This is a genomic window from uncultured Jannaschia sp. (genome assembly GCF_947494055.1).
Lineage (GTDB): Bacteria > Pseudomonadota > Alphaproteobacteria > Rhodobacterales > Rhodobacteraceae > Jannaschia.
Map to the genome: position 1 here is coordinate 55,685 of NZ_CANLTR010000014.1, position 18,538 is coordinate 74,222.

Below are 18,538 nucleotides of genomic sequence, written 5' to 3' on the forward strand. Positions count from 1 at the left end.
CATTGACGATCCGACCCGCCCCCGGCCGAATGCCCGGTTTTCCGGCACCGGCATGCGTCATCTGCCCGGGATCGGGCGGTCGTGGGACAGGTCGTGTCGCATGGTCAGGCGAACCCGGAGGCCGCCCCGGCGCTCACGGGCGAGGCGCCGGCGCGTCGAGATGGCAGGCGGCGGCGTGGCCCGGCCCGCGTGGCCCGAGTTCGGGCACGTCGCGGGGGCAGCGGTCGAAGGCGTGCGGACAGCGCGTGTGGAACAGGCAGCCCGGGGGCAGGTCGATCGGGCTCGGCAACTCGCCCCGCGCGCCGGCGCGGCGCGACCGGCGGCCGGGGTCGATCTCCGGGGCCGCCGCCAGAAGCGCCTGCGTGTAGGGGTGGCGCGGATCGGTGAACAGCGCCTCGGTCGGCGCGACCTCGACCACCTTCCCCAGATACATCACCGCGACCCGGTGCGAGATGTGTCGCACCAGCCGCAGATCGTGGGCGACGAAGACGATGGTGAGGTCGAGCCGGTCCTGCAGTTCCAGCAGCAGGTTCACCACCTGCGCCTGCACCGACACGTCGAGCGCGGAGACGAGCTCGTCGGCCACCAGCACCTCCGGCTCCACGGCGAGCGCGCGGGCGATGCCGATCCGCTGCCGCTGGCCGCCGGAAAACGCGTGCGGATGCCGGTCGGCCGCGTCGGCGGGCAGGCGCACCATCTCGAGCAGCTCCGCGATCCGCCCGTCGATCTCGCCCGCCGGCCGCATCCGGTGGACGCGCAGCGCCTCCGACAGGATCTGGCGCACGCTCATCCGGGGATTCAGCGACGAATAGGGGTCCTGGAAGATCATCTGGACCCGCGCATTGAACCGCCGCCGCGCCGCGCCCCGGAGCGTCGCGATATCGGTCCCGTCGAAGACCACCCGGCCCCGGTCGCAGTCATGGAGCCGCACGAGGCAGCGCGCCAGCGTGGACTTGCCGCAACCCGACTCCCCCACGATGCCGAGCGTCTCGCCGCGGCGCACGTCGAGGCTGACGCCGTTCAGCGCATGGACCGCCGTCACATGCCGGCGCCGCAGCAGGTCCACGACGGAGCGCGGGAAGGCAAAGTCCTTCGACACGTCCTCCGCGGAGAGCAGCGCCTCAACCATCGGCGAGCGCCGACCTGACCGGCGATCCGGCGGCGGCGACCGCCTCGGCGTTGTGACAGGCCGCGCGGTGCACCGGCGCCATCTCCGCGAGATCCGGCCGGACCGCCCGGCAGATTTCGGTGGCGAAGTCGCAGCGCGGGTTGAAGGCGCAGCCGGGCGGAATCGCGGCCAGCCCCGGCGGCGTCCCCTCGATGGAGAGCAGCATCGACCGCTCCGCCCCGGCCTGCGGGATCGAGCCCAGAAGCCCGCGCGTATAGGCGTGGCGCGGCCCGGCGAAGACGTCCCGGACCGCCCCCTCCTCCACGATCCGGCCGGCATACATCACCGCCATCCGGTCGCAGGTGGCCGAGACCACGCCGAGGTCGTGGGTGACGAAGACGACGCTCATGGCGAGCGCGTCGCGCAGGTCGAGGATCAGGTGAAGGATCTGGTCCTGGATCGTGACGTCGAGCGCCGTGGTCGGCTCGTCGGCCAGAAGCAGCTTCGGGTCGGAGGCCAGCGCGATGGCGATCATCACCCGCTGGCGCATCCCGCCCGAGAACTGGTGCGGGTACTCGTCGAGCCGGCGGCCCGCATCGGGGATGCCGACGAGGTCCATCAGCTCCCGCGACCGCGCGCGACGGCCCCGCCCGTCGAGATCGGTATGCGCGCGCAGGTTCTCCTCGATCTGCACGCGCACCGGCAGGACGGGATTGAGCGCCGTCATCGGCTCCTGGAAGATCATCGAGATCTGGCCGCCCCGCACCCCGCGCAGTTCCGCCTCGGACATGGCGAGCACGTCGCGCCCCTGCCACTCGACCCGGCCCGCGACATGGCCCCCCGCCGGAAGGAGCCGCAGGAGCGAGCGCAGCGTCACGCTCTTGCCCGACCCGCTCTCGCCCACCAATCCCAGAACCTCGCCCGGCCCCACGTCGAAGGAGACGCCGTCGACCGCGCACAACGCCTGCGCCCCCTGCCCGAAGGTCGTGATGAGGTCGCGCACCCGCAGGACCGGCCCGCTCATCGCCGCCCCCGCAGCACCTCGGCCAGCCCGTCGCCCAGCAGCGAGAACCCGAGGCCGGTGATGACGATGGCGATGCCGGGAAAGACCGAGATCCACCACGCCGTCGCCATGAAGTTCTTGCCGTCCGCGATCTGCACCCCCCATTCCGCGGCGGGCGGCTGCGCGCCGAGGCCGAGATAGCCCAGCGAGGAGCCGAGCAGGATGGCGAGCGCCATGTCGGTCATCCAGTAGACCACGGCCGGCGTGATCGCGTTGGGCAGCAGGTGGCGGAACACGATCCGCGCATGGGTGTAGCCCATCGCGCGGCCGGCATCGGCGTAGTCCAGCCGCGTCTGCACCTTGACCTCGGCCGCCACGATCCGCGCGTAGAAGACCCAGCCGACGACGCCGATCGCGATGTACATGTTGCCCAGCCCCGGCCCCAGCACCGAGACGATGGCGATCACGAGGACGAGGAACGGGAAGGTGATCACCGCGTCCACGACCCGCCCGAACACCGCCTCCGGCGTGCCGCCGACATAGCCGACCACCGCGCCGACGAGGGTGCCGAAGACGAAGGGGAACAGCGTCGCGAAGAGCGCGATCTGCATGTCGATCGTGTAGGCGTGGAGCACGCGGGACAGCACGTCGCGGCCGAAATTGTCGGTCCCGAACGGATGCGCCGCGCTCGGCGGGGCGAGAAGGTTGACGTAATCCATCGCCAGCGGGTCGTAGGGCGCGACAGCCCCGGGAAAGGCCGCGACGAGCGTGCTCGCCAGCAGGATCGCACCGCCCAGGAGCAGCGGGCGCGGCAGCGACAGCGCGCGGCGCGGGATATGGGACACGGCGACTATCGGGTCACCCGCGGGTCGAGCCAGGCCTGCAGGATGTCGGTCAGCACGAAAGTGACCGAGACCAGCACGGCGAGCGCGATGGTCAGCCCCTGCACCACCGGGTAGTCGCGCCCGTAGATGCTGTCGATCATCAGCCGGCCCGCCCCCGGCACGGCGAAGACCGTCTCGGTGATCACCGCGCCGCCCAGCAGCGTTCCGATCGAAAGGCCGAACAGCGCGAGCGTGGAGATGAGCGCATTGCGCAGGACGTGGCGGAACAGGATGAGCCGGGCGCGCAACCCCTTGGCGCGGGCGAAGGTCACGTATTCCGCGTCCACCACCCCGATGATCGCCGAGCGCAGGTTGCGCATCAGGATCGCCGAGAGCGACAGCGCGAGCGTCACCGCCGGCAGGAACAGGTGGTAGAGGTGGTCGAGGAACCCGTCGCCGTAGCCGCCGACCGGGAACCACCGCAGCTTCGCGCCGAACACCGTCAGCAGGATCAGCCCCACGTAGAAGACCGGCATCGACAGCCCGACCTGGAACCCGCCGCGGATCACGCTGTCGGCCACCCGGTCGCGACGCAGCGCGGCGACGAAGGCCAGCGGAACCGCCACCACCACCGCGATCGTCGCCGCCATGAAGGTGAGCAGCATGGTGATCGGCAGACGCTCCCATATGAGCTGCGTGACGGGGATCTTCATGGAGATGGAATTGCCAAGATTTCCGGTCGCGACCGATTTCAGGAACGCCCAGAACTGCACCGGCAGCGGCCGGTCGAGCCCGAGCTCGCGGTTTATACGTTCCACGTCCGCGTCGAGCGCGCGGTCGCCCAGGATCGCGCTCGCCGGGTCGCCGGGCAGCAGCCGGACCAGCACGAAGACGACGATCAGGATGAAGAGGAGCGTCGGCACGAGCTGCAGCAGCCGGCGGCCCAGGAATTCGGGAAGCGACATCGCGATCGTCCTTCGGATCTCCGCGGGCGGGCGCGGCGCGCCCCCGCCCGGCAGGCCTCACTCGGTCTCGAGATAGGCTTCGCGGAAGATGTTGTTGCCCAGCGGGATCTGGTTGAAGCCCTTCACGTTCTGCTGGAGCGCCACCGGATAGGGCGTCTCGTAGAGCAGGATGATCGGCCCCTCCATATTGTAGATCTCCTGGATGCGGGCGAACTGATCGGCGCGCGCGGCCTCGGCCATCTCCGATTGCGACGCCTCGAAGAGTTCGTCCACCTCCTCGGACATCCAGCCCGAATGGAGCGCCTCGATGGTCGGCGAATACGCGAAGTAGGAGGTGATCTGGCTCGGATCGGCGATGTCGTTGGTCCAGGCCCCGGCCCGCATCTGGAAGGTGCCGTTGCGGTATTCCTCGGTCCGCGTGGCGTTGTCGACCTGGGAGATCGTCAGGTCGATGCCGATCTGGCTCCACATCTGTTGCAGGGCCGTGGCGATGCCGAGCTCGTCCTGGCTGCCCGCGAGGATCAGGATCTCGGCGGAGAAGCCGTCCGGGTAGCCCGACCCGGCCATCAGCGCCTGCGCCTGCGCGAGGTCGTGGGGAAAGACCGCGCCCTCGCCGGTATGCAGCGGCGTGGTCGACGACATGAACGACGAGGTGGGCGTGCCCACGCCGAAGGTCACGACCTGGATGATCGCGTCCTTGTTGGCGGCGTAGTTCATCGCCTGCCGCACCTTCACGTCCGAGAGCGGGTTCTCCGCGCCCTCGATCTCCGGGCGCACGTTCAGGATGATGTCCGCCACGCGGGTCGAGGGGAACAGCTCCATGTTGATGTTCGGGTCGGCCTCCAGTTCGCCCACCCGCGCGAAGGGAATGAGCTCGGCCCCGTCGATCTCGCCCGATTGCACGCGCAGGATGCGGGTCGCGTCGTCGGGGATCACCTCGAAGGTCACGCCGTCGAGATAGGGCAACGGTTCGCCGTCGGCGCCCTCGGCCCAGTAATGTTCGTTCCGGACGAGCTTCAGGGTCGAGCCGCGATCCCAACTCTCCAGCGTGAACGGCCCGGAGCCGATCGGGGCTTCGGCGAAGGCGGTGGCCTTCTCGAGATCGGTCTCGCCGGGCATCCCCTCGAAGGCGGCCTTCGGCATGATCGCCGCGTTGAAGACCGACAGCGCCGGGATGAAGGCCGGGTCCGGTTGGGAGAGCGCGATCTCGATCGTCGCGTCGTCGGGCGCGGTGACCTCGGAGATCGCGGCGAGCAGGAAGTTCCAGATGCCGTTGTCGGGGTTGCGCGCCCGGTCGAGCGACCAGATCACGTCCTCGGTGGTGATCGGCGTGCCGTCGGAGAACATGATCCCCTCGCGCATCGTCAGCGTCACGGTCAGGCCGTCCTCGGAGACCGACCATTCGGTGGCGAGCCCGGCCTCGACCCCCTGCCCGTCCGCCGTCGGCAGGAGCAGCGTGTCGTACATGTTGGACAGGATCCAGATGTCCACGTTGGCGTCGTTCAGGACCGGATCGAGGAACAGCGAATCCTGATAGCGGCCGTAGGTCATCACCCCGCCCCGCTCCTGCGCCGTGGCGAGCGCGGTCGAGCCCGCCAGCGCCGCGACGGACGCGGCCAGAAACGTCATGCGTCTCGGTGTCATCGGTCTTCCCCCGTGTTGTGCTGTCCCCTTGCGTCAAGCCGTTCCAGCTATTCCGTATCAAGTCAATAGTACGGTTCCGGCCGTTCGGGCTGGCAAATCACGGGTCCCTGCTGCAATATCCGGCTGGATGCGCACAAATCGTCCTCAAATGTAAGAACGCTCGGGGCAGGATCGGATGGAGATGAGGATCGACCGCGACTCCGCCATCCCTGCGCGCCAGCAGGTCCGCGCGGCCCTCGTCACACGGATCGCGTCGGGCGCGCTCGCGGTGGGCGACCCCCTGCCCTCGGTGCGCGAGCTGGCGGAGCGCGCGCGCCTCGCGCCGATGACCGTGACCCGCGTCTATGCCGACCTGAAGGCCTCCGGCCTGGTCGAGGCGCGCGCCGGGGCCGGCACCTTCGTCAGCGAGAGCGCGCTGTCCCGGCTGGGCGCGACCGGCGGCGGCGGGCTCTGGGCCTCGATCGACCGGCTGGTCGCGGAGGCCGCGTCGCACGGGCTGGGCATGGCCGATCTTCTCTCGCTCGTCGCGGCGCGCGACCCCGCCCCCGCCCCCGCCCCGCGCGTCGTCATGGTCGGCCTCTTCGCGGAGGCCACGCGCAGCTACGCCGCCCGCGTCGGCGCGCAGACCGGGCTCGCGCCCGAATCCATCGCGCTCCTCGACGAGGCGCCCGACGAGGCCGAGCTCGCCCGGCGGCTCGCGGAGGCCGACCTCGTCCTGACCTTCGCCAACCTGCACGACCGGCTCGCGGGCGTGGTGGCCGATCCCGACCGCATCGTGACGCTGCGCTTCATCCCGGCGGAGGCGACGCGGACGGCGCTGGCCGCGCTCGACCCGATGGCGCGGCTGGTGGCGGTCTCCCGGTTCGAGGATTTCCTGCCGATCCTGACGCTGGGCGTGCGCCGCTTCGCCGCCCATGTCCGCTCGGTCACGCCGCGGGTACAGGGCGCGGCGGACCTGCCCGCCCTGCTGGCCCGGGCCGACGTGGTTGTCATGTCCACCGGCGCCGAAGCCGCGGCGGAGGCGGCCCGCCCCGGCGCCACGTTCATCGAATACCGCCACGTCCCCGATCCCGGCGACATCGACCGGCTGGTCGCGCCGCGGCTGGGCCTGCCCGTCCCCGACAGCCGAAAGGAAGCCTCTTGAAGATCTCCGACATGACCTGGCAGCAGGTCGAGGACCACCTGCGCCAGAGCGACCTCGCCGTGCTGCCGCTGGGCTCCACCGAGCAGCATGCGGGCCTGTCGCTCTCGGTCGACTCGATCCTGGCGGAGCGGATGGCGGTGGAGGCGGCCGAGCCGCTGGGCCTGCCGGTCTTCCCGGTCGTGGCCTACGGCGTCACCCCCTATTTCCGCGCCTATCCCGGCACGATCAGCCTGCGCGTCGCGACGTACCTCGCCGTGATCCGCGACATCCTCGACGGCCTCCACGAGCAGGGCTTCCGCCGCATCTTCGTCGTCAACGGCCACGGCGGCAACGCACCCGCCGGAAGCCTCGCCATCGAATGGATGGCCGACCACCCGGGCAGCAGCGTCAAGTTCCACAACTGGTGGAACGCGCCCGAGACCCTCGCCAAGGTACAGGCGATCGACCCGGTGGCGAGCCACGCCTCCTGGATGGAGAACTTCCCCTGGACGCGGCTGCCGGGCGACCTGCCCAAGCAACGAAAGCCGATGATCGACCTGACCGCGACCCGTGCGATGGACCCGCAAGCCTTCCGCGAGGCGCTCGGCGACGGCAATTTCGGCGGCTACTACCAGCGCGACGATGCGGAGATGCAGGCGATCTGGGACACCGGGGTGGCCGAGACGCGCGCGCTGATGGAGGGTCCCTGGCCCGAGACGCGCCGATGAACGCGTCCGACGCGGGTCCGATCCTGATCTGGGGCGCCGGCGCCATCGGCGGCAGCCTCGGCGCGGGCTTCCTGCGCGCGGGCCACGAGGTCGTCTTCGTCGACACCGACGCCGCCCATGTCGCCGCGATGAAGTCCGACGGGCTGACCATCGACGGCCCCGTCCGCCCCGACCGCGTGACCGCGACAGCGCATCTGCCCGGCGATCTCGAGGGCACCTTCACCCGCACCTTCCTCTGCGTGAAGGCGCTCCATACCGACGCCGCCATCGCCGCGCTCGCCCCGCATGTCGCCCCCGACGGCTACGTCGTCTCCGCGCAGAACGGACTGAACGAGCGGGTGATCGCGGAGGTCGTGGGCGCGGAGCGGACCATCGGCTGCTTCGTCAATTTCGGCGCCGATTACCTCGCCCCCGGCGTGGTGCATTATTCGGGCCGCGGCGCGGTCGTGGTGGGCGAGCTCGACGGCACCGCGACGCCCCGCATCGACGCGCTTCACGCCCTCATGTGCGACTTCGACGACGCCGCCATCGTCACGCCCGACATCTGGGGCTATCTCTGGGGCAAGATGACCTACGGCGCCCTCCTCTTCGGCACGGCCCTGACCGACGATTCCATCGCCGACGTATTGGCCGATCCCGCCTCCCGCCCGGTCCTGACCGCGCTCGGGCAGGAGGTCGGCGCCATAGTGGCGGCGGAGGGCGTGACCCCGGAAGGGTTCGACGGCTTCGACCCCGCCGCCTTCGCGCCCGGCGCCGGCCAGGCCGCGCTCGACCGCTCCTTCGCGGAGATGGTCGCCCACAACCGCCGGTCCACCAAGACCCATTCCGGCATCTGGCGCGACCTCGCCATCCGCAAGCGCAAGACCGAATGCGAGGCGCAGCTCGGCCCCATCGTCGCCTCCGGCCGCACCCACGACTGCCCCACCCCGCTCACCGAACGGCTGATGGCGACGATCGCGGAGATCGAGGCCGGACGCCGCCCCCTCGCGCGCGCGAACTTGACCGAGCTTGGCGGGGGGACGGCATGAGGATCGCCTTCGACGACCGCGTCGTCCTCGTCACCGGCGCCGCGCAGGGCATCGGCCGCGCCATCGCGACGGCCTTCGCCGATCTGGGCGCGCGGGTCCACGCCATCGACGTGGACGAGGCCGGCCTCGCCCGCATCGGGACCGGGACCGACCGCATCGCGCCGCACGCGCTCGACATCTCCGACCCGCGCGCGGGGCAGGCGCTGGTCCCGGCGCTCGGGGCGGAAATCCTCGTCAATTGCGCCGGCGGCGTGCGCGGTCAGGTCGGGCGCCCGCTGGAGGTGGTCACGGCGACCGAGTGGCACAGCGTCCTCGACGCCAACCTCACCGGCACCTTCCAGATGGCGCAGGCCGTGGCCCCCGCGATGAAGGCGCGGGGCGCGGGACGTATCGTGAACATCTCCTCCGGCGCCGGCCGCGGAATCAGCCTCACCGGCATCCAGGCCTACGCCGCCGCCAAGGCCGGCCAGATCGGCCTCACCCGACAGCTCGCCCACGAGCTCGGCCCCCACGGCATTACCGTGAACTGCGTGGCCCCCGGCTTCGTGCGCTCCAACCCCACGAGCGAACGCCAATGGGAGGCAATGGGCGAAGACGGGCAGCAGGCGCTCCTGAAGAACATCGCGATGCGGCGGCTCGGCACGGCCGGCGACATCGCGAACGCGGTCCTGTTTCTCGCCTCCGACCAGGCGGGCTGGATCACGGGCGAAACCCTCGGCGTGGACGGTGGCAAATGACGGACGAACAGGAACGCTGGCTCGCGGATCGCGACGCCGAGACGATCGAGACGCTGATGGCGTTCTGCCGCATCCCGAGCGTCTCCACCGACCCGGCCTATGCCGACGACGTGCGCCGCGCCGCCGCCTTCGTCGCCGACCGCCTGACCGAGGCCGGCGTGCCCGTGGTCGAGACGGTCGAGACCGGCGGCCATCCCTGCATCTACGGCGAATGGATCACGGACCCGGCGCAGCCGACGATCCTGCTCTACGGCCATTACGACGTGCAGCCGCCCGACCCGCTCCACCTCTGGTTGAGCCCGCCCTTCGCGCCCGAGATCCGCGACGACCGCCTCTACGCGCGCGGCGCGTCCGACGACAAGGGCTCGCTCCTGCTGCCCCTCGTCGTGACCCGCGCCTGGGCCGAGACCGTCGGGCGTCCCCCGATCAACCTCAAGTTCCTGATCGAGGGGGAGGAGGAATCCGGCTCGCCGCACTTCGCCCCCACCGTCGCCGCCCTGGCCGACCGGCTCGCCTGCGACGTGGTCGTCTCCGCCGACGGCGCGTCGTGGCGTCCGGACCTGCCCTCGATAACCGTCGCCAGCCGGGGGATGCTGGCGCTGGAACTCACGCTGCGGGGCGCGGGCAAGGACCTTCATTCCGGCCGCCACGGCGGCACGGCGCCGAACCCGATCCGCGCCCTCGCCCGGATGCTCGCCACGCTCCACGACGCGGAGGGCCGCGTGACGGTGCCCGGTTTCGCCGACGGCGTCACGCCGCCCGACCCCGCCATCCTCGACGCGATCCGGTCCGTCGGCTTCGACGTGGCCGGCTATTACGACGCCATCGGCGCGCCACGCCCGACCCCCCTGCCCCACGCGACGGATTTCCTGACCCGCCAATGGCTCGAACCGACGCTGGAGTTCAACGGCATCGACGGCGGCTATCAAGGCGCGGGCACCAAGACGGTGATCCCGTCGGAGGCGCGGGTGAAGATCACCTGCCGCCTCGTCGCGGGCCAGACGCCCGACGCGGCCTTCGACGCCATCCGCGCCCACCTCGAAGGCGTCCTGCCGCCGGGGGTCACGATGGATCTCCGTCGCCACGGTCCGGGCGCGCCCGCCTTCGCGCTCGACCCCGACCAGCCCGAGATGCGCGTGACCGAGGACATCCTGGAGGAGTTGACGGGCACCCGCCCGCTCCGCGTCGCGATGGGCGCCACCGTGCCCATCGGCGCGGTCTTCGCGGCGGAGCTGGGTGTCGGCACGATCTTCTTCTCGTTCGCTACCTCGGACGAGGATTACCACGCCCCCAACGAGTTCTTCCGCCTCTCCAGCCTCCGCGCCGGCCGGGTCGGCTGGGCGCGCCTGATGGCCCGCCTCGCGCGGTAGGCACCCCCCGCCACGGTCCCCGCGACGCCAGCTCCGCCGTGACCGCCGGGCATCGCCGGGACCGGATTTCCCCGCGGGGAAATCAGTCCTCGCCGAGCGCCCGGAAGAACGCCTCGATCGCCGCTTCGAGGCGACCCCGCTCGATGTTCGAGAAGTCCCGACGCGCCCGCATCTCGATCTTGCCGTCGGCCGCGGTGCAGCGGATGCCGCCGCCCACCGGCACGCTGAGCGCCACACGGCCTTTCGAGCGGCGCGGCGCACCCCGGACCCGCTCGGCCACCGGTTCGGGCCGCTCGGACAGGAAGGCCCGCAGGACCGCGACCTGATCCCCCTCCCCGGCCGCCCGCAGGCGCGCGACGAGGTCGGCCCGGGCGGTCGGGTCGGTCTCGATCCGGTCCATGACGGCCAATCCGACCGCCCGCGGGATCTGCTCCGGCGCCGACAGCACCTTCTCGAGCATCGACATCATCTGCGCGAAGCGTCTGATATAGCTACGTTTTTGCGGGCTCGCGGCGGCGTAGAGATGGTTCACGGCCTCGTCCACGTCCTCGCAGCCATCGACCCGGTCCTCGGCATAGTAGCGCGCCAGCTGGGCCATTTCGGCGAAGCTCACACCCTTACGGACGAGGTTCTCGTCGACCATGCGCCGGTAAAGCGCCGCGTCGCTTTCCCCGCCGGGAAGGATGCCCGCCGGGATCGACGTCCAGCGCGCCTCCTCCGTCTCCACCAGCAGCTCGCGATAGGCCGTCAGGCGCCGGAACCCCTGCACGAGCTCGTATTCGCCGTCGCCGCTCGGCTCCACGCGGATCGGGTTCGACAGGCCGATATCGCGGATCGAGGCCTTCAGGTCGTCGAGCGCGAGGTCGCCCGAACGCCGACGGTCGCGTTGCAGCTTCCGCGTGCGGATCCGGTCGAGCGGGATCAGGTCGACGATCAGGCCCAGTTTCTTCAGCCGGACGAATTCGTGCGCGAGTGCGTCGTTCTCGGCGCGGATATCGGCCTCGATCTGCGCGCGGCTGCGAAGCGAATCCGCCGTGTTGCCGATCGCCGTGGCCATCGGCCCGCGGCGGCGCGGGATCATCGACTTGGTCTCGATATCCTCGGGGATCTCCGCCTCGGGCACCTCGATGTCGAACATGCGGCGCTTGCGGCTCATGACGCATCCTCCAGCTGATCCCAGGCTTCGAGCAGAACGCCGCGGAACTCGGTGTAGGCGGCGTCGAAGGTCGATCGCGCGCGCCGCCAGGTCTCGCGCGTCATCTCCCGGTAGTCGATCTCGTAGACCGAGGACAGGAACCGCCCCGATTGCTCCACCGCGCGGGTATGCTCGATCACCTGTTCCGCCATCCGGTCGCCGAAGACCTTGCCGAAGGCGTCCCGCATCGCGCGATGAAGGTCGTTCGAGGGCTCGTAGCGGGTGAGCAGGAAGCGCACGTCGATGAACGCCTTCGATTTCCCCGCGGGGAAATCGGCGAAACCGGTCAGGTCCTCGAGCGCCTCGGCGAGCTGCCCGATGAAGGACGTGGTGGAATCGTATTCCCAGTAGCCGGGGCCAGACGGAATGTAGAGGACGTCGGCGGCGAAGACCGCGTTCATGGACTGGTATCCGATGGCGGGCGGGCAGTCGAAGATGATCATGTCGTAGCTGTCGTCGGGCAGGGCGCCGAGCCAGCGATCGACCGCGGCGAAGAAGGACCAGTCCGGGTTGACGTGCCGGTACTGCGCGGAGGCGAACTCGACGAAGGCGGCGTTCGCGCAGGAGGGGACGATGTCGATCGTGGGCCAGCAGGTCGGCCGGATGAAGTCGGTGGCGCGCAGATCGCCGAGCCCCGTGCCGCGCACCGATTCCGGCAGCTTGCGTTCGGGCACGCCGCGCCCGGTCTCCGCGCCGCGGGTGGCGGTGTTCATCCGCTCGGTCTCATGGATCAGATCGCGGCCCATGATCCCCCAGACGGTGTTCTCCTCGTTGACGTCGGACAGGCCCATCGAATGGCTGAGCGTGGCCTGCGGGTCGAAGTCGATGCAGAGCACGCGGTAGCCGTCGAGCGCGGCGGCATGGGCGAAGTGCAACGCGGTCGTCGACTTGCCGGCGCCGCCCTTGAAGTTCGCGATCGCCGCGCGGATGGCGCGCTTGCCCGCCGGGCGGCGGGGCATCAGCGCCTTGCGGTTGATGCGCATCTTGCGGCGCAGCTCGTTGATCTCCTCGAGCGAGAACCAGCGCTGCCGCCCGTCGGGCTCCACCTCGCCGGAGGGCAGGGCGGGGTCGGCGGCGAGGCGGCCGCGGAAGGTGTTCTGGTTCACCCCGAAGATCAGCTCCGCCACCTCCCAGGAGGAGAACCGGCGCAGCACCTTCTCGTTGGCCGGCGAGAAGGTCTCCTTCCGGATCCAGCCCTGCATCCGGAGCGAGCTGTCCCGCAATCGCTGTAGCTCCACGTGATCGAACATGAGGTCACCGTTCTTTGCTGCTCGATCCCGAAATACGCCGATTTGCAGGATTGCGTAAAGGGCGATAACCTCTCCGCGACAGCTGACGATTTCCCCGCGGGGAAATGGGCCCGGGCCGATTCGGGGCGGCAGGGCGCCGGTTGGCGTCCTTGGTGGGACATATCTGTCGTCACCGCAGGTCTTGGGGGGACATCGGCCACGTTTGGCGGGACAGACAGGATGTCCCGCAATACCAGCCAATACCCGATCTTAAGATCAGGATCGGGGGCCGGCGGCAGCCGGCTTGACAGATGCGCCAATCTCAACGCTAATCCGGACATCGTCGCGAAGAACGACGAGTTCGAGTCGGGGAGAACGCGGATGGGCCGCGCGGAAAGAGGCCAGAGCAAGTGCGGCCGTCGTATAAGGAGCCGGACGTGACGGGTCCGCATCCGGCCCGCCTGACCGGAACGTCGGGCGCGGCGCTGAAATACGATCTGCTGACCGCGCTCGGGGCCGAGGCCTGCGCCGCCGACAAGCACCGGCAACGCACGAGCCTGCGGCTGATGACGCTGATCACCGCGCGCTACGACTGGCGCAGCGACAGCCTCGCCACCGGACAGACGGAGATCGCCCGGCTCTGGAGCGTCGACACGCGGACGGTGAAGCGGGAGATGGCGCGGCTGCGCGAGCGCGAGTGGCTGTGGCTGAAGGTGCCCGCGGCGAAGGGGCGGGTAGCGTGCTACGGGCTGGGCATCGCGGCGATCCTGCGCGACACGCGGCCCGTCTGGCCGGCGATCGGCCCGGATTACGTGGCGCGCATGGCCCCCGAGCCCGCCGCGCCCGACGCGCCCGACGCGGGCAACGTCGTCCCCTTCGCCCCGGTCGTGGCGGGGCAGGGGCCCTGGGCCGCGATCTGCCAGGCGTTCCAGGCCGGCGAGCCCGGCGCCTACGCGGCCTGGATCGCGCCGCTCCGCTGCGCGGCGGAGGGGGAGGCGGGCCGGCTCGTGCTGCACGCACCGACCGGGTTCCACGAGAGCTACGTGCGCAGCCATTATCTGGGCGAGCTCGCGCGGCTGGCGCGGCGGCAGGGGATCGCGGCGGTGGTCCTGACCGGGCCGGACGGCGTGGACCGGGGCGCGTAGGGCGGCGCGGCGGGGCAGGGGGCGCGCGCCGGTGACAGGGTTCGCGGCGGCCTGTGCCGAATCCTGTGGCAATGCTCGAAACTGTTGCCCGAACGGAAGGCGTCGGACAGACTGATCCGGCCCGCCGACCCGTTTGCCCGGGGCATGTCCGTTCCGGTCGGCGCCCGGATGCCCGCGAATGCGGGCGGCCCGGGGGGCATGACAAAGGGAGGAGACGACATGAGCAAGCTGGTGACGACGATACTGGGTGCGGGGAGCCTGGCCCTGGCGGGGGGCGCCGCCGTGGCGCAGCAGGCGGATCTGCCCGGGAACATCGAGCGGCTGCAGAACATGCAATCGACCGGCACGACGAGCTTCCAGCAGATCGCGCAGGAGGGGCCGTTCGCCGACGGCATCCGAGCGACGCTGGACCGGATCGAGCTGCCCGAGGGCTTCGAGATCGAGCTTTACGCGGTGGTGCCCGACGCGCGGCACATGGCCGTCGGCCCGCAGGGGATCGTGACCTTCGTCGGCACGCGCAAGGACAAGATCTGGGCGGTGACCGACCGCAACAAGGACCGCGTCGCCGACGAGGTGAAGGATTTCGCGCCCTCGCTCACCTTCACGATTCCCAACGGCGTCTGCTTCGGCCCCGACGGGATGCTCTACACGGTCGAGCAGAACCGGGTCCTGATCTTCCCGGCGGCCGAGTTCTTCTACGAAAGCCCCGACGTCGCCGTGGGCGAGGTGGTGGCGCAGGGCGATCTGATCCCTGCGGAGGAGGAGAGCTTCAACCATTCCGCCCGCGTCTGCCGCGTCGGGCCCGAGGACGGCAAGCTCTACATCTCGCTGGGCCAGCCCCACAACGTGCCGCCGCCGGAGAAGATGGAGCTCTACAACGCGGAGGGCATCGGCGGGATGATCCGGATGAACACCGACGGCACCGAGCGGGAGGTCTACACGAACGGAATCCGCAACTCGGTCGGGCACGACTTCCATCCCGAGACCGGGGATCTGTGGTTCACCGACAATCAGGTCGACGGAATGGGCGACGACATCCCGCCGGGCGAGATCAACCGCCAGACCGAGATGGGCCAGCATTTCGGGTTCCCCTATTACGGTGGCGGCGACGTGCGCACCGCCGAATACGAGGGCGAGGAGCCGCCCGCGGACGCGGTGATGCCGGTGGTGGAGACGACGGCGCATGCGGCCGATCTGGGGATGACCTTCTATACTGGCTCGATGTTCCCCGAGCGCTACCGCAACGCGATCTTCTCCGCGCAGCACGGCTCGTGGAACCGGACGGAACCGGTCGGCGCGCGGGTGATGGTCACCACGCTCGACGCGGAGGGCAACGCCACGACCGAGCCCTTCGCGGAAGGCTGGCTCGACGGGAACGGCGAGTATCTGGGGCGTCCGGTCGACGTGACGGAGCTGCCCGACGGCTCGCTGCTGGTTTCCGACGATCTGGCCGGCGCGATCTACCGGATCAGCTACGCGGACGCCCAGTGAGGCTTGGGGTTCTGGCGCTCGGCGGGGTTCTCCTCGCCGGGCCGCTCGCGGCGCAGTCCGGCGACGCCGAGGCCGGGCGCGCGCTCGCGGGGCAATGCCGCACCTGTCACGGGCTCGACGGGCGGGCGCAGATCCCCGTGGCGCCGAATATCGGCGGCGAGCCCGCCTCCTATCTCGCGGCGCAGCTGCGCGCCTTCCGTTCGGGCGAACGGGTCAACGAGATGATGAGCGTCGTCGCGGCCTCGCTGACGGATGCGCAGATCGACGACCTCGCGGCGTGGTACGCCGCGCACCGACCGGTGGCGACGCTCGCGGCGGATCCGGGCGCGGCACCGGAGCTCTGCGCGGCGTGCCACGGCGCCGACGGGCTCTCGGTGGTCGAGGACGCGCCGCATCTGGCCGGCGAGAGCAACATCTACATCGAGACGCAGCTCAAGGCATTCCGGTCCGGCCGGCGGGAGAGCGCGGTGATGGGCCCGATCGCGCAGGACCTGTCGGATGCGGAGATCCGGGCGGTCGCCGACTGGTACGCCGCGATCGGCTTCGAGATCGCCCCGCCCTGAGGCGGCCTTCGGCGGGGCCGGGTTCGCTCACTCGTGAGGCGGCCCGGCACGAAGGTCTGGTCCTTCGCGGACCGGGGCAGGGGGCCTTGCCTTGCTTCCGGGTGGAAGCGGGCCGCGGCTGGCACCCGCGGATCGTTCCCGGGCCTCCGTCGGATGGGAGGCCGCGCCCGGTGCCGGCGACCGCTTGTCCGCAGCGCATACCCCCTATAGGTATTTGGCCATGAGCCGAATGTGTCCGTTCCTTCCCTTCTCCACGGGGCCGGCCCGCCCTGCGCATGGCGGACGCGATCCGAGCGCGGGCGACGGTGCCGCGGTCCCCGGGGCAGGGGCCGTCGCGTCCTGCCGCCGGTTCGGGGCGCGCTGACATGGGACGTTCGGTCGGACGTCCGATCGCCGCGATTGCCTTCGCGTTCGCCGCTCTGGCGGGCGCCGTGGCATTGCTGCGTCCGGCGGACGCGGAGGGCGTGCGGCTGCGCCCGGACGACCCCGCCACCACGGCCCGCGGCGCGGAGATTTACGCCGCCGAATGCGCCGCCTGCCACGGCGCCGCGCTGGAGGGGCAGCCGGACTGGCGGACACCCGGGCCGGACGGGTTGCGGCCCGCGCCGCCGCATGACGCGACCGGCTATACCTGGCACCACGACGACGCGACGCTGTTCGCTTTGACCAAGCACGGGCTGGCGGGCCTGATGGAGGACGCGCCGCCTTCGGCGATGCCCGCTTTCGACGGGGTGCTCACGGATGCGGAGATCGTCGCCGTCCTCTCCTACATCAAGTCGACCTGGCCGGCGCCCGTCCGGGCCCGGCACGACGCCGTCAACGAGGGGGCGGGGCGGTGATCGCGGCGGACTGAACGCATCGTTCCTTGACGACCTGCCGCGGCGCGACGTCGTGATCGCCTGCCGGTCCTGATGACGGGCGAGGCGATCACCGGCCCGGTTCGGCTGCCGGCAGGCAGGCAGCGTGACCGGTAGGCCCGACCGGTCCTCAGACCCCCATGGCCAGCCAGGCGACATAAGCCGCGTAGGCCGCGAGAAGCGCCATCCCCTCGCCGCGCGACACACGCCATCCGGTCACGGCGACCGCCACGAGGGCGACGGTGGCGCCGAGCATCACCCAGATGTCCATCACGGCGATCTGGGGCGGGACGGGGATCGGCTTCACCAGCGCCGTGATCCCGAGAATGCCGAGGATGTTGTAGAGGTTCGAGCCCACGACGTTGCCGAAGGCGATGGCCCCCTGACGGCGCAGCGCGGCGACGACGGAGGTCACCAGTTCGGGCAGCGAGGTGCCCACGGCCACGATCGTCAGGCCGATCACCGCGTCGGGCACGCCCCAGAGTCCGGCGAGGTCGATGGACGCGCCCACGAGAAGGCGCGCGCCCATCACGGTCAGCGCGATGCCGCCCACGGCCCACATGAGGGCCAGGGGCAGGCGCGTGGCCGGCGTCTGCGGCGCGGCGGGCAGGGCAGGCGTCGCGCCTTCGTCGGCCATTGTTCCGGGGTCGACGATCCGTTCGGAGCGGTAGGCCATCGCGAGATACAGCACGAGACCGGCCAGCAGGACCGCGCCCGCCGGACGGGAGAGCTCGCCCCACAGGCCGATGGCGACGGCGGCGAGCGTGGCCGCCAAAAGGGCCGTCCCGTCGCGCAGGAAGGCCCGGCGCTCGACCGCGAAGGGCATCAGGATCGCCGCGATGCCGAGGATGAGGAGCGCGTTGGCGATGTTCGAGCCGATCACGTTGCCCACGGCGATGCCGGGGCTGCCGGCGAAAGCGGCCTGCAGCGATGTCACGAGTTCGGGCGTCGACGTGCCGAACCCCACCACGGTGAGGCCGATCAACAGCGGCGAGACGCCGAGACGGGCCGCGAGCGACGACGCGCCGCGCACCAGCGCTTCGCCGCCCGCGACGAGGAGCGCGAGGCCGGAGAAAAGTTCGATCCAGAGCATTTGGGAGGGGACCAGTGGCCGACGACAGGACGATGCGGCGCCGACATCGCGAAGCGGTCGGCGCGCTCGCCAGAGGGGCCCGGGGCCGGGTTGAAGCCTAGATGGGGAAGGCGCGGTCCGGCCGCAATAGGCGGGGTGGTTCGATGAGATGTCCGCGTGGAACGGATCCGCCGATCACCACGCGTGTTCGTGCGGGCCCGGATTGCGCTCCGGACGTTGTCGCGCGGATTGGGCCCTGCGTGGTCCGTTATTGCAAAGCGAGGTTCGGCGCCTAAGACCTGACGTCCCGCAACGATCGTGCAGCCGGTGGACCGTCTCGATCCAGCCGCCCGCCGTGACCTGCGTCGATGGCGGCATCGCGGGACAGGGACGAAACTGTTCGCGCGGTAGGGGCGCCTGTGGCGGCTGGCGTGCGCTGAGGCGGGCGGTACGATT

Annotated in this window: 17 protein-coding genes; 9 read left to right on the forward strand and 8 right to left on the reverse strand. The window is 70.8% G+C overall.

The window, feature by feature from the left end; all coding sequences use genetic code 11:
* Positions 1–133: 133 nt before the first annotated feature.
* Genes Q1A87_RS13180 through Q1A87_RS13200 form a run of 5 tightly spaced genes read right to left on the reverse strand, consistent with a single transcriptional unit; the run spans position 134 to position 5,544 of the window.
* Positions 134–1,129, reverse strand: a complete 996-nt coding sequence (locus tag Q1A87_RS13180; protein WP_299652074.1) for an ABC transporter ATP-binding protein — start codon at positions 1,127–1,129, stop codon at positions 134–136.
* Entirely contained in the window at positions 1,122–2,132 is a 1,011-nt protein-coding gene (locus Q1A87_RS13185) for an ABC transporter ATP-binding protein (RefSeq protein ID WP_299652076.1), read from the reverse strand. Before Q1A87_RS13185 ends, Q1A87_RS13180 begins: the two co-directional genes overlap by 8 nt.
* Positions 2,129–2,956, reverse strand: a complete 828-nt coding sequence (locus Q1A87_RS13190; protein ID WP_299652078.1) for an ABC transporter permease — start codon at positions 2,954–2,956, stop codon at positions 2,129–2,131. The genes Q1A87_RS13185 and Q1A87_RS13190 overlap by 4 nt, the downstream gene beginning before the upstream one ends.
* A gap of 5 nt (positions 2,957–2,961) precedes the next feature.
* Positions 2,962–3,900 carry an ABC transporter permease gene (locus Q1A87_RS13195; protein ID WP_299652080.1) on the reverse strand — a complete coding sequence of 313 codons (939 nt, stop codon included), beginning with the start codon at positions 3,898–3,900 and terminating at the stop codon, positions 2,962–2,964.
* 57 nt (positions 3,901–3,957) lie between these two features.
* Complete coding sequence (locus Q1A87_RS13200) at positions 3,958–5,544, reverse strand: ABC transporter substrate-binding protein (RefSeq protein WP_299652082.1); 1,587 nt, start codon at positions 5,542–5,544, stop codon at positions 3,958–3,960.
* A 181-nt stretch (positions 5,545–5,725) separates the two neighbouring features.
* Here Q1A87_RS13200 and Q1A87_RS13205 point away from each other — a divergent pair, with 181 nt between their 5' ends.
* The 5 genes from Q1A87_RS13205 to Q1A87_RS13225 are packed head-to-tail and all read left to right on the forward strand — an operon-like array spanning position 5,726 to position 10,530.
* Complete coding sequence (locus Q1A87_RS13205) at positions 5,726–6,688, forward strand: GntR family transcriptional regulator (RefSeq protein ID WP_299652084.1); 963 nt, start codon at positions 5,726–5,728, stop codon at positions 6,686–6,688.
* Complete coding sequence (locus Q1A87_RS13210) at positions 6,685–7,395, forward strand: creatininase family protein (RefSeq protein WP_299652086.1); 711 nt, start codon at positions 6,685–6,687, stop codon at positions 7,393–7,395. The genes Q1A87_RS13205 and Q1A87_RS13210 overlap by 4 nt, the downstream gene beginning before the upstream one ends.
* The gene (locus tag Q1A87_RS13215) at positions 7,392–8,423 is read left to right on the forward strand and encodes a 2-dehydropantoate 2-reductase (protein ID WP_299652088.1); all 1,032 of its coding nucleotides are present in this window, start codon (positions 7,392–7,394) and stop codon (positions 8,421–8,423) included. Before Q1A87_RS13210 ends, Q1A87_RS13215 begins: the two co-directional genes overlap by 4 nt.
* Positions 8,420–9,160, forward strand: a complete 741-nt coding sequence (locus Q1A87_RS13220) for an SDR family NAD(P)-dependent oxidoreductase (RefSeq protein WP_299652091.1) — start codon at positions 8,420–8,422, stop codon at positions 9,158–9,160. The genes Q1A87_RS13215 and Q1A87_RS13220 overlap by 4 nt, the downstream gene beginning before the upstream one ends.
* Positions 9,157–10,530, forward strand: coding sequence for a M20/M25/M40 family metallo-hydrolase (locus Q1A87_RS13225; RefSeq protein WP_299652093.1), 1,374 nt, complete (start codon positions 9,157–9,159; stop codon positions 10,528–10,530). The genes Q1A87_RS13220 and Q1A87_RS13225 overlap by 4 nt, the downstream gene beginning before the upstream one ends.
* A gap of 82 nt (positions 10,531–10,612) precedes the next feature.
* On the opposite strand, the gene Q1A87_RS13230 is transcribed toward Q1A87_RS13225, so the two are convergent.
* Positions 10,613–11,686, reverse strand: a complete 1,074-nt coding sequence (locus tag Q1A87_RS13230) for a ParB N-terminal domain-containing protein (protein WP_299652095.1) — start codon at positions 11,684–11,686, stop codon at positions 10,613–10,615.
* Complete coding sequence (locus Q1A87_RS13235; RefSeq protein ID WP_299652097.1) at positions 11,683–12,975, reverse strand: AAA family ATPase; 1,293 nt, start codon at positions 12,973–12,975, stop codon at positions 11,683–11,685. The genes Q1A87_RS13230 and Q1A87_RS13235 overlap by 4 nt, the downstream gene beginning before the upstream one ends.
* A gap of 416 nt (positions 12,976–13,391) precedes the next feature.
* Here Q1A87_RS13235 and Q1A87_RS13240 point away from each other — a divergent pair, with 416 nt between their 5' ends.
* The 4 genes from Q1A87_RS13240 (at position 13,392) to Q1A87_RS13255 (ending at position 16,992) form a co-directional block, all read left to right on the forward strand.
* Positions 13,392–14,099, forward strand: a complete 708-nt coding sequence (locus Q1A87_RS13240; protein WP_299652099.1) for a DnaA N-terminal domain-containing protein — start codon at positions 13,392–13,394, stop codon at positions 14,097–14,099.
* Positions 14,100–14,318: 219 nt separating this feature from the next.
* Positions 14,319–15,590 (forward strand): PQQ-dependent sugar dehydrogenase, encoded by a 1,272-nt coding sequence (locus Q1A87_RS13245; protein WP_299652101.1) that lies wholly within the window; start codon positions 14,319–14,321, stop codon positions 15,588–15,590.
* Positions 15,587–16,153 carry a c-type cytochrome gene (locus tag Q1A87_RS13250; RefSeq protein ID WP_299652103.1) on the forward strand — a complete coding sequence of 189 codons (567 nt, stop codon included), beginning with the start codon at positions 15,587–15,589 and terminating at the stop codon, positions 16,151–16,153. Before Q1A87_RS13245 ends, Q1A87_RS13250 begins: the two co-directional genes overlap by 4 nt.
* A gap of 365 nt (positions 16,154–16,518) precedes the next feature.
* A complete protein-coding gene (locus Q1A87_RS13255; RefSeq protein ID WP_299652105.1) occupies positions 16,519–16,992 on the forward strand; it encodes a cytochrome c in 474 nt (157 codons plus the stop codon).
* A 148-nt stretch (positions 16,993–17,140) separates the two neighbouring features.
* Here the strand turns inward: Q1A87_RS13255 and Q1A87_RS13260 are convergent, their stop codons facing one another.
* Positions 17,141–18,103, reverse strand: coding sequence for a calcium/sodium antiporter (locus Q1A87_RS13260; RefSeq protein WP_299652107.1), 963 nt, complete (start codon positions 18,101–18,103; stop codon positions 17,141–17,143).
* Between the last annotated feature and the right edge of the window lie 435 nt (positions 18,104–18,538).